Source organism: Mesorhizobium sp. WSM4822 (assembly GCF_055811155.1).
The window spans coordinates 40,025-52,733 of record NZ_JBVVQM010000008.1 but is presented as its reverse complement, the minus strand read 5'-3'; the positions used below and the strand labels follow the sequence as shown (position 1 = coordinate 52,733).

General features: G+C 61.6%; 13 protein-coding genes. 9 read left to right on the top strand and 4 right to left on the bottom strand.

Features of this window, described 5'->3' with window-relative positions; all coding sequences use genetic code 11:
• The first annotated feature begins 21 nt into the window (after positions 1-21).
• From AC0L3E_RS19135 to AC0L3E_RS19120, 4 genes are all read left to right on the top strand, one after another.
• Entirely contained in the window at positions 22-996 is a 975-nt protein-coding gene (locus AC0L3E_RS19135; RefSeq protein WP_127271735.1) for a methyltetrahydrofolate cobalamin methyltransferase, read from the top strand.
• The gene (locus AC0L3E_RS19130) at positions 947-3,097 is read left to right on the top strand and encodes an ASKHA domain-containing protein (RefSeq protein WP_473605366.1); all 2,151 of its coding nucleotides are present in this window, start codon (positions 947-949) and stop codon (positions 3,095-3,097) included. The genes AC0L3E_RS19135 and AC0L3E_RS19130 overlap by 50 nt, the downstream gene beginning before the upstream one ends.
• A gap of 188 nt (positions 3,098-3,285) precedes the next feature.
• Positions 3,286-3,471, top strand: coding sequence for a hypothetical protein (locus tag AC0L3E_RS19125; protein WP_127271300.1), 186 nt, complete (start codon positions 3,286-3,288; stop codon positions 3,469-3,471).
• Positions 3,472-3,703: 232 nt separating this feature from the next.
• A complete protein-coding gene (locus AC0L3E_RS19120) occupies positions 3,704-4,651 on the top strand; it encodes an alpha/beta hydrolase (protein ID WP_128307510.1) in 948 nt (315 codons plus the stop codon).
• Positions 4,652-4,678: 27 nt separating this feature from the next.
• Here AC0L3E_RS19120 and AC0L3E_RS19115 read toward each other — a convergent pair whose 3' ends face one another.
• On the bottom strand, positions 4,679-5,578 hold the full coding sequence (locus tag AC0L3E_RS19115; protein ID WP_127411553.1) for a LysR substrate-binding domain-containing protein: 900 nt from the start codon (positions 5,576-5,578) through the stop codon (positions 4,679-4,681).
• Between the two features lie 218 nt (positions 5,579-5,796).
• Here AC0L3E_RS19115 and AC0L3E_RS19110 point away from each other — a divergent pair, with 218 nt between their 5' ends.
• From AC0L3E_RS19110 to AC0L3E_RS19090, 5 genes are all read left to right on the top strand, one after another.
• Entirely contained in the window at positions 5,797-5,982 is a 186-nt protein-coding gene (locus tag AC0L3E_RS19110; protein WP_032930657.1) for a hypothetical protein, read from the top strand.
• Positions 5,983-6,321: 339 nt separating this feature from the next.
• Positions 6,322-6,456, top strand: a complete 135-nt coding sequence (locus AC0L3E_RS19105; protein WP_013531161.1) for a hypothetical protein — start codon at positions 6,322-6,324, stop codon at positions 6,454-6,456.
• A gap of 345 nt (positions 6,457-6,801) precedes the next feature.
• A complete protein-coding gene (locus AC0L3E_RS19100) occupies positions 6,802-7,740 on the top strand; it encodes a GlxA family transcriptional regulator (RefSeq protein WP_348625597.1) in 939 nt (312 codons plus the stop codon).
• Between the two features lie 72 nt (positions 7,741-7,812).
• Positions 7,813-8,103 carry a type II toxin-antitoxin system TacA family antitoxin gene (locus AC0L3E_RS19095; RefSeq protein ID WP_127317915.1) on the top strand — a complete coding sequence of 97 codons (291 nt, stop codon included), beginning with the start codon at positions 7,813-7,815 and terminating at the stop codon, positions 8,101-8,103.
• Positions 8,100-8,591 (top strand): GNAT family N-acetyltransferase, encoded by a 492-nt coding sequence (locus tag AC0L3E_RS19090; protein ID WP_127317913.1) that lies wholly within the window; start codon positions 8,100-8,102, stop codon positions 8,589-8,591. Before AC0L3E_RS19095 ends, AC0L3E_RS19090 begins: the two co-directional genes overlap by 4 nt.
• A gap of 37 nt (positions 8,592-8,628) precedes the next feature.
• Here the strand turns inward: AC0L3E_RS19090 and AC0L3E_RS19085 are convergent, their stop codons facing one another.
• From AC0L3E_RS19085 to AC0L3E_RS19075, 3 genes are all read right to left on the bottom strand, one after another.
• Positions 8,629-8,970: a peptidase inhibitor family I36 protein gene (locus AC0L3E_RS19085; RefSeq protein WP_023812325.1), complete on the bottom strand. Its 342-nt coding sequence runs from the start codon at positions 8,968-8,970 to the stop codon at positions 8,629-8,631.
• Positions 8,971-9,137: 167 nt separating this feature from the next.
• On the bottom strand, positions 9,138-9,986 hold the full coding sequence (locus AC0L3E_RS19080) for a DUF1194 domain-containing protein (protein ID WP_128307507.1): 849 nt from the start codon (positions 9,984-9,986) through the stop codon (positions 9,138-9,140).
• A gap of 93 nt (positions 9,987-10,079) precedes the next feature.
• Positions 10,080-12,641, bottom strand: coding sequence for a GcvT family protein (locus tag AC0L3E_RS19075; protein WP_128307506.1), 2,562 nt, complete (start codon positions 12,639-12,641; stop codon positions 10,080-10,082).
• Positions 12,642-12,709: the final 68 nt, after the last annotated feature.

Sequence of the window (12,709 nt, the reverse complement as noted above, 5' to 3'; positions counted from 1 at the left end):
ATATCACGGCGGAGAGAATTCATGACCCGTACCATCGTCGCTTCGGCGACACGAGAAATCATCATCGGCTTCGACCAGCCGTTCTGCGTGATCGGTGAACGCATCAACCCGACCGGCCGCAAGAAGCTGGCCGCCGAGATGATCGCGGGCAATTTCGACACCGTCATCCGGGACGCATTGGAGCAGGCAGCCTGCGGCGCCACCATGCTCGACGTCAACGCAGGCGTTACATCTGTCAACCCGAACGAGACCGAACCCGGCCTTTTGGTGCAGACGCTGGAGATCGTGCAAGGGCTGGTCGACCTGCCGCTGTCGATCGACAGTTCCGTCACCGCCGCGATCGAAGCCGCACTCAAGGTTGCCAAGGGCCGTCCGCTGGTCAACTCCGTCACCGGTGAGGAAGAAAAGCTCGAAGCCATCCTGCCGCTGGTCAAGAAGTACAACGTGCCCGTCGTCGCCATTTCCAACGACGAGACCGGGATTTCAATGGATCCGGATGTGCGTTTCGCCGTCGCCAAGAAGATCGTCGAGCGCTGCGCCGATTTCGGCATTCCGGCGCATGACGTCGTCGTCGACCCGCTGGTGATGCCGATTGGCGCGCTGGGCGATGCCGGCCGCCAGGTCTTCGCGCTGCTGCGCCGCCTGCGTGAAGAGCTCAAGGTCAACACCACCTGTGGCCTGTCCAACATCTCGTTCGGCCTGCCACATCGCCATGGCATCAACGCTGCCTTCATCCCGATGGTGATCGGCGCCGGTATGACATCAGCGATCATGAACCCGGTGCGTCCGCAGGAAATGGAAGCCGTACGCGGCGCCAATGTGCTGAACGGCACCGACGAGAACTGCACAAACTGGATCCGCACCTACAAGGATTACAAGCCCGCCGAAGGCGGCCAGGCCGTTGCCGCCCCGACGCAAGTCAATGCGCCGGGCGACGGCGCCGGCAATGGCGGCCGCCGCCGTGGCGGCCGTGAAGCCCGGATGGGCCGAGGATAAGCGCGCAATCGTGAACTCACCTGCCAACATCACCGACCCGCTCGTGCTGTTCATGCCGTCCGGCAAGCGCGGGCGTTTTCCTGTCGGCACGCCCGTGCTAGACGCCGCGCGCCAGCTCGGCGTCTATGTCGAAAGCGTCTGCGGCGGACGCGCCACCTGCGGGCGCTGCCAGATCGAAGTGCAGGAAGGCAATTTCGCCAAGCACAAGATCACCTCCTCCAACGACCACATCACGCCCAAGGGCGCCAAGGAAGAGCGCTATGAGCGCGTCCGTGGCCTGCCCGAACGACGCCGCCTCTCCTGCTCGGCGCAGATTCTCGGCGACCTCGTCATCGACGTGCCGCAGGACACGGTCATCAACGCGCAGACCATCCGCAAGGATGCCGACACCAGGGTGATCGCCCGCGATTCAGCGATCCGCATGTGCTATGTCGAGATCGAAGAACCCGACATGCACAAGCCGCTTGGCGATCTCGACCGGCTGAAGATCGCGCTGATGCACGATTGGGGCCTAAAAAGCCTTGATTTCGATTTTTATCTGCTGCCGCAGGTGCAAGGTATCCTGCGCAAGGGCAACTGGACCGCGACCGCCGCCATCTACAAGGATGCCGATTCGGAGACCGCGCGCGTCGTAGCACTTTGGCCCGGCCTCAAGAACGAGGCCTACGGTCTCGCCTGCGACATCGGCTCGACCACCATCGCCATGCATCTGGTGTCGCTGCTGTCGGGCCGCGTCGCCGCCTCCTCCGGCACCTCGAACCCGCAGATCCGCTTCGGCGAGGATCTGATGAGCCGCGTCTCCTATGTGATGATGAATCCTGACGGCCGCGAAGGCATGACGGTCGCCGTGCGTGAGGCCATCTCCGGGCTGGTCGACAAGGTCTGCGCCGAAGGCAATGTCCAGCGCAACGACATCCTGGACAGCGTCTTCGTCGGCAATCCGATCATGCACCATCTGTTCCTCGGCATCGATCCGACCGAGCTTGGCGGCGCGCCCTTTGCGCTGGCCGTTTCGGGCGCTGTGCACATCAAGGCATCCGACATCGGCCTGAAGCTCAACCAGGGCGCCAGGCTCTACATGCTGCCTTGCATCGCCGGCCATGTCGGAGCGGACGCGGCGGCGGTGACGCTGTCGGAAGGCCCGCATCGCCAGGACGAGATGATGCTGATCGTCGATGTCGGTACCAATGCCGAGATCGTACTCGGCAATCGCCAGCGTGTGGTTGCGGCCTCCTCGCCCACAGGCCCTGCCTTCGAGGGTGCCGAAATCTCCGGCGGCCAGCGCGCAGCACCGGGCGCCATCGAGCGTGTGCGCATCGATCCCGATACACTGGAACCAAAATACCGCGTCATCGGCTCTGAGCTGTGGTCCGACGAGCCGGGCTTCCTGGAAAGCGTCCAGGCAACCGGCGTCACCGGCATCTGCGGTTCCGGCATCATCGAAGTGGTGGTGGAGATGTATCTCGCCGGCATCATTTCCGAGGACGGCGTCATCGACGGCGGGCTTTCGGCCCGTTCGCCGCGCGTCACCGCCAACGGCCGCACCTTCTCCTACGTGCTGAAGGAAGGCTCTGCCGCATTGACGGAAGATGGGCCGAAGATCACCATCACCCAGACCGATGTGCGCGCCATTCAGCTTGCCAAGGCAGCGCTTTATGCCGGCACCAAGCTGTTGATGGAAAAGCAGAACACCGAGCATGTCGACCGCATCCATTTCGCCGGCGCCTTCGGCTCCTTCATCGATCCGAAATACGCCATGGTGCTCGGGCTGATCCCGGATTGCGACCTCGACAAGGTCTCGGCCGTCGGCAACGCCGCCGGTGCCGGCGCGCGCATGGCGCTGCTCAATCGCGGCTACCGCCGCGAGATCGAGGACACGGTCAGCAAGATCGAGAAGATCGAGACGGCCCTGGAACCGAAATTCCAGGAGCATTTCGTCTACGCCATGGCGCTGCCCAACAAGGTCGATCCGTTCCCGAAGCTGTCGGCAGCGGTGAAACTGCCGCCGCGCAAGACGGTCAGCGAGGACGGCGTTGCCGGCGACGCCGCTCCGCGACGGCGTTCGCGCGAAGGCCACGCCGCCAGGCGTGGACGGGAATAAGCGGCCGCGCCCAGGTCACGGCCTTTCCAAACTCATTTGCATGCAAATGTTTCCGGATCGCCTGATCCGGAAACCAAAAAGCTGTTTTCGTGAAATTCGCCAGATACATGGCAGGCGCATTCAACCGGCATCGAATGGCAGGCTGGAGATATCTTTCCAGCCGCCGCAACGCTCCAGAGGAGACAACGATGTCAATGCTCGAAAACCTCGGCCGCTATGGCACGGCCATCAAGAATGCTCACGACCGCAGCAAGGCGCGACGCCTGTTGAACAGCCTGCCGCCCGAAATCCAGAAGGATATCGGCTGGCCGGTATCGCCGCGATCCAGCGAAAAGGCCGCACTTATCAACACGATCTGGAGCGCCGCGCGCTGATGACCTTCGCCGACAAATGCAAATTGCTCGGCATGCGTCGGGGATCTCGCATGTCCCCGGCGACCACCAGCAACCGGCTGCGTGCCGCACTTCTACCACGTCGCTGAGCACCGCGGCGCGGATCACACCACCGTGTAGATACGGCGCAAATCTTGACATTTTCGGCCACGGCACGATCTTCGAAGATAGTGGGGGTTCTCTTAGTCGGCTTTGCCGAAGTTCGTGTATTCGCATGCCAAGTTTGAAAAGCCATGTCGTGTCTTTCGTCCTGCGGCACAGCCGCAAGCAGGCATTTGCCAGTCCGGAAAATTTGCAGCGCTGGATCGCGGCCGCGCGCAAGACCGAGAACCACCGCCCGCCCGCCTCGTTGCATCAGCGTCTCGACATCGAGATGCATACGGTCGATGGCTTCCCCGTCTACGAAATCGCACCCAGGACCGGCGAGCAGAAGCGGATTCTCTACTTGCACGGCGGTGCCTATGTCTTTGAAATCACACCCTATCATTGGCACCTGATCGCCGAGATGGCGGATCGGCTGGGCTACGGGATCACGGTGCCGATCTATCCAATCGCTCCCGAACACGATTTCCATGCCATGTTCGGAATGGTTGGCGATGTCTACCGGCAGATGCTCGCCGAGACGGAAGCCGAAGACATCGTCTTCATGGGCGATTCCGCCGGCGGCAATATGGCTGTGGTGCTGACCATGATGGTCGCCGAAGAAGGACTGCCCCTGCCGTCGCGGCATGTGCTCATTTCGCCGGGTCTCGACGTGTCGCTCACCAACCCCGCAGTGTTCGAGGCGGAACGCAACGACCCTTGGCTGGGCATAGCTGGCGGACGGGAGGCGATTCGCCTGTACAGTGCCGGCATCGATCCCAGCGACTGGCACATCAGCCCGGTCTATGGAGATTTGTCCGTGCTGCCAAAAACGCTGCTTTTGACCGGCTCGCGCGATCTTTTGACTCCCGACAATCTGATCTTCGCCGAAAAAGCCCGCGCAGCCGGCGTTGAAATCGATCTTGTCTATGAGGAAGGCATGTTCCACGTCTGGCCGCTGATTGACATGCCGGAAGCCCGGCGCGCCCGCGAGCGCATCGTCGCCTTTCTCGGGGAGAGCCGGATCGTGCACGATACGAGAGTAAGGCCTGAACAGCGCCCCGCCGAAGCGGCGGAGTAGCTTTATACTATCGTCCTTACCAGCCGGTCAGAACTTGCCGGTTTCCCGGAAGACTTCGAAAGTCGCGCGGATGTGGTCGGCAACGGCCTTGACCGGGGCACTGGCATCCGGCGCCACCACCATCGCCAGATTGTAGGTCCCGATGTCGGGCATGCCGTCCTTCGGGCAGAGTTCGACCATGTCATTGCCGAGGAACGACTTCGGCAATGGCGCCACGGCGAGATCGGACATGATCGCGGCGCGCTGGCCGGCCGTGTGCGCGCTCATATAGGCGATGCGGTAATTGCGGCCTTCGCGGCCAAGCGCATCGAGCGCGCCGGCACGCCAGGCGCAGCCCTCTTCCCAAAGCGACACCGGCAAGGGCTCGCGCAGATGCGCTGAGCCGCCCTTGGCACCGGCCCAGACGATCGGCTCGGTGAGCAGCACCTCGGCGCCGAGCGCGCTGGTCTTGTAGGAATTGGTCAACAGCGTGATGTCGAGCGCCCGGTCGTCCATGCGCCGGCGCAGATTGCTGCTCTGGTCTATGGTGACGTCGACGGCGATCGACGGATGCGACTGCGCGAAACGCTTCAGCACATGCGGCAGCACGCGCTCACCGTAATCGTCCGGCGAACCAAGCCGCACCACACCGACAATCTCCGGAATGATGAACTTCGACACCACCTCGCGATTGATCGACAGCAGCCTGCGGGCATAGCCGAGCAGCATCTCGCCGTCCGTCGTCAGCGACACCGAGCGAGCGTCGCGCGCGAACACGGAGCGGCCGAGAATGTCCTCGAGCTTCTTGATCTGCATGGAAACGGCTGACGGCGTGCGGAACACGGCATTGGCGGCGGTGGTGAAGCTGCCGGTCTCGGCAATCGCCACGAACGTGCGCAAAACATCGAGATCGAGCAGCGGCAGCGGATGATTGAGCGGGGCGTTCATGGCAACCGACCTTCAATTTTTCTGATACAAAACATCATTCCATTTCGTTTGATTGAACATCAGATTGGGAGGATAGTCAACTCCATCGAAGCAGTAGCTGCCACAAGCAGCCATGAAACGACCTCGACACAGACCTGCATTCGACACGAAATGACGTTGAAACAAACCCGCAGTAGCCAACTCGCTGTCTGGCACTAGCCGACCTAAAGGAGAAAGAGATGTCTATCCTGTCGTCCCTTGGTCGCATCGCGACCGAATTCAGCGCGGCGCGCGCCCGCTACCAGACTGAACGCGCTATCCGCTCCCTGCCGATCGAACTGCAGAAGGACATCGGCTGGCCTGAAGCTTCCGATACCAAGACCGGTACTCGCAACGGCGTCGGATCCTGGGCTGGAGCAAAGTAGATCGTGTGTGCCATGTGCTGAAGGCCTGCCGCGCAAACCGCCCGGCAGGCCTCCTCTATTTTATTTGCACTCAAATGAATTTTTAGAGCCATGTTTCCAGCGCATGACGCATATGAGAAAGCCGCATAGCAGCTCCTGTTTCCAATTAATGCCTTGTAAATAACCGCAAATTTTGGGCACCTTGCCCAAATCTGTCGCAACCGATGTCGCATTTCATATCAAGCGCTTCGCTTTTGCGATTTAGTTTCTGCTTACACAAGCCTATATCGGCGCCAGCAAACGAGCTGCCCCACTCCATCAAGCGAAGGCGACCCGTCTGAGCAACAAATGGAGATGATTATGAAGCTTTTTGCACGCCTCTTTGCCCGCCGCGAAATGAACCTGACCACCGCTCTCGAGCGTCAGCGTCTCGCCAACACTATGCCCGGCCAGACCGGCGCCATGAATGCGGCGCGCCTCGGCTTCGTCGCCTGAAGATTTTAGGCGCAGCGCATCCCTGCCGCTGCTTTAAAACTGTAACGCCGCCTGGCTCCAGCCAAGGCGGCGTTTTTGTTTTGCGCGCAGGCAGTACGTTGCCCGTCCCTTGAACAGTTCGTGCCACTTCCAGGGCTCGCTGCACGCCGATTGCCCGTTTGCGACCCATGTCGCAAATTTAATCTCGTCGTAGCGGCGTAGCCGATTGACAGACATGGTTTTTCCTGATGTCGCTATGCTATTCGCGACATCCTGTTCGCGCCATGGCTGTGTGAGGTTCCCTTGAACGCCGTAAAGCATCCGATCAAGCGATCGTTTGTATTCTTCCTTATTCCCGATTTCACCATGATCGCTTTTGCGACCGCGCTCGACCCGTTGCGTTCGGCCAATCGCATGCTCGGCTACGAGGCTTATCGCTGGCGCCTCGCCAGCATCGACGGCAAGCCGGTGCGCGCCTCGAACGGGGTCGAATGCGCGGTCAACACGTCGCTCGAGGATGAACGCAAGAAGATGGCAGGTCCCGACCGGCCGAACATGGCCATCGTCTGCAGCGGCATCAATGTCGAGCGCTACCAGAACAAGTCCGCTTTCGCCTGGCTGCGCGAGGAATACAATCGCGGCGTCGCCGTCGGCGGCCTGTGCACCGGCGCGCATATCCTCGCCGCCGCCGGCCTGCTGTCCAACAAGCGCTGCGCCATCCACTGGGAGAACCTGCCGGGCTTTTCCGAAGCGTTCCCGAAGGCCAATGTCTTTGCCGACCTCTTCGAGATCGACCAGAACATCTACACCTGCGCCGGTGGCACCGCCGCACTCGACATGATGCTGAAGCTGATCGGCGACGACTTTGACGAGAACCTCGTCAACCGCGTCTGCGAGCAAGTGCTGACCGACCGCGTGCGCAGCCCCACGGACCGCCAGCGCCTGCCACTACGCGCCCGCCTCGGCGTCCAGAACTCGAAAGTGCTGACCATCATCGAACTGATGGAGGGCAATCTGTCGGAGCCGCTGTCACTGATCGAGATCGCCGACCATGTCGACCTGTCGCGCCGCCAGATCGAACGGCTGTTCCGCACCGAGATGGGGCGCTCCCCTGCCCGCTACTATCTCGAAATCCGGCTCGACCGCGCCCGACATCTGCTGATCCAGTCGTCGATGCCGGTGGTCGAGGTGGCGGTCGCCTGCGGCTTCGTCTCGGCCTCGCATTTCTCCAAATGCTACCGAGAACTCTACGCCCGCTCGCCGCAGCAGGAGCGCGTAGACCGCAAGCAGCTGCTGGCGGCCTGATCCGATATCCCTTAGAGAATTGTCATGACATTGTCTGGCAAAATGTGATATCCTTATGTCGAAAGGTGTCACATGACCACGAGAACGACTCGATCCGAAAAACTGGACTTGCGTCTTACCGTCGAAGCAAAGCGGACGCTCGCGACCGCAGCCGCCGTTGAACGCCGTTCGCTGAGTGATTTTGTCCTTGAAAGTGCACTTGGGCGCGCCGAGGAAACACTGGCGGACCGACACAGCTTCTCCCTCGACGCAGAAAAATGGGCTGCGTTCATCGCGGCGCTGGATGCCCCCACGCGAGATCTTCCGCGCCTGAAGCGCCTGCTGAGTGAACCGAGCATCTTTTCCGGCCGCGATCCAGCGTGAGCCGGTTTCGTATCGAGAAACTGGCTCGCACGCATCTGGTGGATGTGTTCGATTGCGGCGAACTGCCGCTCAATAGGTTTCTCGCCAGGTACGCACTTCAAAACCAGCAAGCAAATGCTTCGCAAACCTATATTGGTCTCTCCGGCGAAGATGTGGTCGGCTTCTATACGCTCGTGGTTGGTGAAGTCGCCTATGATGGTGCGCCCGAGCGGTTGACGAAAGGCCTTGCGCGCCATCCGGTTCCGATAATGCTGCTGGCGCGTCTCGCGGTCAGCCTGAACTGGCAGGGCAAAGGCGTTGGCGGCGGAATGCTGCGCGATGCCATCCTGCGCAGCCTGCAGGCGGCTGACATTGCAGGCATCCGCGCGGTGACCGTACATGCCAAGGATCACAATGCCCGCGCCTTTTACGAGCGTTATGGTTTCATTCAATCCCCAACCGACCCGCTACACCTCTATGTGCTTGTAAAGGATTTACGGAACCTTTGAGGCACACGTAATCGGTCTGCGCTCCGCCGCCTGAACCTCAGTAGTCGTCGCAGGTGCATTCCGCCGAGGAGATACGGTCGTTCCAGTCACTGCCGCCCAAATTGCGGATCCTGCGCGTGATCTCGATCGAGCGGCCGCCCATCCGAGAATCCTCATAGGCCACGAGCGTGCAGCCGCGGCGAACGATCACCGACGACACACGGTCATTCCAAAACTGGCCGCCACGAAAATTTACGGAATCCTCGGCACCCATGCCGATGGACCGCCCGCGAAAATTCCCGTTCTCGAACATGATGCAGGCAGCCTGGTTGTATTGGGCGCTGGCGACGTCGGCATAAAGCACAGACGCGACTGCGGTCAGGATGGCAAGACGTCTCATCGGTGTTTCCTCGGTTCGGCCGCGCTCCTGGCTGGATCACGCGGCCCGCCCAGTTTGCCACTGCTTCGGTAGCGGAGGCAAGCCTGGAGCGTAAGCCCGAACAGGTAGGCAGCGGGGCAAGAATGGGACCCGGTTCGGCCAAAGATCACGCTCAACGGAGAAGAGCTTTAGCGGCTGTCGAACATCCAACTGCGGTTTCGCCACATTTTCTCACCGACCAGACAGTCGGTGGTGGACCTCTCCTGCGCCAATATCACCGGCGGATGCGCGGCTTCTTCCGCCGCCCATTGCGGCGAGGCCGGACCGGCGAGTTCCAGCACCAGCTTGCGGCGAATGGCTTCGGGAAACTGCGTCCAGTCATTGACCGGGATCATGAAGGCTCCGGGACCACCAATGACGCAGTCGCTGTAGTAGCGATCGAGATTGCTGACGTCGTAGGCGCCGGAAAAACCGCCTCGCGTCATCAGCGGCAGGCCATTGATGACGATGCCTTGCTTGATCAGCCCGTCGCGGGTCAGATTGACCGGCGCACCCTGGTTGTTGGGGCCGTCGCCCGAAATGTCGATGACCCGCTTCGTGCCCCGGTAGCCGCTTTCGGCGAACAGGTCGTTGCCGAACTCCAGCGCTCCGGAGATCGAGGTGCGCCGCGCGCTATTGGGCGGCTGCGCCGACAACTGCGCGACCACGCGCTCGGCGTCGGTGCGGCTGGCGATCACCGTCCACGGCACGATGACGCGCTGCCAGGTGGTGCCGGCCCATTCGACATAGGTAACGGCGATCTTGCCATAAGCCCCATCGGCAATGGCTTGCAGCACATTGTCGTGCGTCAGCGCCGCTGCGTAGCCATGACGCTGGATCTCGAGTTCGTCCGGTGACATCGACAGCGAGACATCGACGGCCAGCACCAGCTCGACATCGACGGGCTCGTCAGCAAGGGACGCCGGCGCCAACCAAAGCGTCAGCGCGAACGCGGCACAGCCCGAAAGCATATGTCTAGCACAGGCAAAAGCAGACATTCCGCAAGGGTAAGCGAAAACCGCCGGCTTAAAAAGAGAAAAGCCCGGCCGATGGCCAGGCTTTTGCCTTTATGCCCTTGCGCCTGCCAGCAATCAGCTGCGCGGCTTCAAATTCTCCGGATCGTAGAGCGGCTTGTAGCCGACGGCGGCGACTTCGACTTGATAGGTCTCGCCGAAATACTCGATCGTGAGCTTGCGGCCTTCCTGGGCGTACGCCCACGGCAAATAGGCAAGACCGATATTCTTGCCGACGGTCGGCCCGTACGCCATCGAGGTGGTGAAGGACCGGCGGCCGAGTTCGTCGACCAGCGTTTCGCCGGTCTTCGGGTCCATCACCGGCATCGTGCCGACCGGATAGCGGGCCACGCCCTTCGCATCGACATTCTCGGTCATCACCAGCGTGCACAGCATGGCCGGCTGGTGCTCGCGGGCGCGATATTCGACATGCTTGGCCTTGCCGCAGAAATCGTTCTCCTTGACCTTCGGACGCGCAAGATCGGCTTCGAGCAGATTGTACTCGGTCAAAAGGTCGGCGTTCTGCAGCCGCAGGCTCTTTTCCATGCGGCGCGTGTTGGCATAGGTCTCAACGCCGAAGGGCATCACGCCGGTCGAGCGCAAGGCGTCCCAGACGGCCAGGCCGTCCTCGTAGCGCATGTGCAGCTCCCAGCCCTGCTCGCCGACATAGGAGATGCGGAAAGCGGTGACATCCTTGCCGCCGATCCGGACCGGCTTGATTGCCGCGAATGGGAAGTTCTCAACAGAGAGCCCGTCCGGATTTTCGACCACCTTCTGCAAGGTCGCCCGGGCGTTCGGCCCCCAGATGCCGATAGTGACGTATTTCTCGGTCACGTCGGTGATAGTGACGTCGAAACCTTTGTCCTGTGCTGTGCGGCGCATGTACTGGAAGTCGCGCGGACCGGCGTCCGCGCCGTCGATCAAACGACAGCGGTCGGCCATGCGGATGACGGTAAAGTCGGCGCGCACCATGCCTTCCTCGTCGAGGAAGTGGGTGTAGATGCCCTTGCCGATGTTGTTGTCGCCGCCGATCTTGGCCGCGCACAGCCATTCCAGCAGCGCGACATGGTCGGGACCTTCGATGTCGTACATGGCGAAATGCGACAGGTTGACGATGCCGCAATCCTCGCTCATGGCGAGATGCTCGGCATTGGAGACGCGCCAGAAATGGCGGTTGTCCCACTCGTTCTCGCGCACCGGCACGCGGTTGCCGTATTTTTCCAGGAGATGCTCGTTGGCGGCATAGCCGTGGGCGCGCTCCCAGCCGCCGAGCTCCATGAAATAACCGCCAAGTTCCTTCTCGCGCTCCCAGAACGGCGAGCGCCTGATATTGCGGGCCTTGGAGAACGGCTCGCGCGGATGCACCGCCGGATTGTAGACCTTCATCGCGGTCTCGGTGCAGCGATCCCAGATGAATTGCTCCTTGGTCTGGTGCGGATAGAACCGTGCATAGTCGATGGCATGGTGATCGATCGCGGTGCGGCCGTCGGTCATCCAGTCGGCGATCAGCTTGCCCATGCCGGGACCGTCCTTGACCCAGATGGCGACGGCATACCAAAGGCCCCGCACCTTCTGGCTTTCGCCCATGGACGGGCCGCCATCAGCCGTCACCTGGAGAAGCCCGTTGAAGGAATGGCTCTCGTTATAGCCGAGTTCGCCGAGGATCGGCGTCAGTTCCATGGCGCGTTCGAGCGGTGCCAGGATCTGCTCCATGTCGAGGTCGCGCTGTGAGGGCGAAAGCCGCGCCTGGTCCTTCTCCAGCAGGTCGCGCGGATGGCAAAGGCGCGGATTGGTCTCTTCGTAGTAACCCCACTCGATCTGCCCGCCCTCGGCGGTCTTTGGATCGCCGGTGTCGCGCATATAGGCCGAGTTGCCCTGGTCGCGCAGCAGCGGCCAGCCGATCTCCTTGCCCGTGCCGGCGAACTCGTTGTAGGGGCCGAAGAAGGTCAGCGGATGGTCGATCGGCATGACCGGCAGGTCCTCGCCGACCATTTCCGCGATCAGCCGGCCCCAGATCCCGGCGCAGACGATGACATAGTCGGCCTCAATGGTGCCGCGGTCCGTCACCACGCCTGATATGCGGCCGTCCTTGACGACAAGCGACCGAGCCGACGTGTTGGCGAAGGATTTGAGCTTGCCGGACGCTTCCGCCTGATCGACCAGCTTGCCGGCGACCGTCTGCGAGCGCGGGATGACCAGACCGGCATCGGGATCCCAAAGGCCACCCTGGACAATCGCTTCTTCGATGAGTGGAAATTTCTCCTTGATCTCGGCCGGTTCGATCAGACGGGCGCGCGTGCCAAACGCCTTTGCGGAGGCGATCTTGCGCTTGATCTCTTCCATGCGGCTGTCATCGCCGACGCGCGCGACCTCAAGGCCGCCGATGCGGGCGTAGTGGCCCATCTTCTCGTAGAAATCGATGGAGTAGAGCGTCGTCCAGCACGACAGGAAATCGTGGCTGGTCGTGTAGCAGAAGTCGGAGGCGTGCGCCGTCGAGCCGATGTCGGTCGGGATGCCCGATTTGTCGATGCCGACAATGTCATCCCAGCCGCGTTCGATCAGGTGATGGGCGATCGATGCGCCGACGATACCGCCCAGGCCGACGATGACGACCTTCGCCTTTTTCGGAAACTCTGCCATTGCCCGCGACTCCAAAGTGATAAAGCGCGCGGACTATAAGGCGGAGCAGCAGCACGATTGAAGCCTGT

Excerpts from the sequence above, each read along its gene's own strand:
- AC0L3E_RS19110 (WP_032930657.1), top strand. The coding sequence starts at position 5,797 with ATGTCTATCCTGTCGTCCCTTGGTCGCATCGCGACCGAATTCAGCGCG.
- AC0L3E_RS19085 (WP_023812325.1), bottom strand. The coding sequence starts at position 8,970 with ATGAGACGTCTTGCCATCCTGACCGCAGTCGCGTCTGTGCTTTATGCC.
- AC0L3E_RS19075 (WP_128307506.1), bottom strand. The coding sequence starts at position 12,641 with ATGGCAGAGTTTCCGAAAAAGGCGAAGGTCGTCATCGTCGGCCTGGGC.
- AC0L3E_RS19080 (WP_128307507.1), bottom strand. The coding sequence starts at position 9,986 with ATGTCTGCTTTTGCCTGTGCTAGACATATGCTTTCGGGCTGTGCCGCG.
- AC0L3E_RS19130 (WP_473605366.1), top strand. The coding sequence starts at position 947 with ATGGCGGCCGCCGCCGTGGCGGCCGTGAAGCCCGGATGGGCCGAGGAT.
- AC0L3E_RS19095 (WP_127317915.1), top strand. The coding sequence starts at position 7,813 with ATGACCACGAGAACGACTCGATCCGAAAAACTGGACTTGCGTCTTACC.
- AC0L3E_RS19100 (WP_348625597.1), top strand. The coding sequence starts at position 6,802 with ATGATCGCTTTTGCGACCGCGCTCGACCCGTTGCGTTCGGCCAATCGC.
- AC0L3E_RS19105 (WP_013531161.1), top strand. The coding sequence starts at position 6,322 with ATGAAGCTTTTTGCACGCCTCTTTGCCCGCCGCGAAATGAACCTGACC.
- AC0L3E_RS19115 (WP_127411553.1), bottom strand. The coding sequence starts at position 5,578 with ATGAACGCCCCGCTCAATCATCCGCTGCCGCTGCTCGATCTCGATGTT.
- AC0L3E_RS19135 (WP_127271735.1), top strand. The coding sequence starts at position 22 with ATGACCCGTACCATCGTCGCTTCGGCGACACGAGAAATCATCATCGGC.
- AC0L3E_RS19120 (WP_128307510.1), top strand. The coding sequence starts at position 3,704 with ATGCCAAGTTTGAAAAGCCATGTCGTGTCTTTCGTCCTGCGGCACAGC.
- AC0L3E_RS19125 (WP_127271300.1), top strand. The coding sequence starts at position 3,286 with ATGTCAATGCTCGAAAACCTCGGCCGCTATGGCACGGCCATCAAGAAT.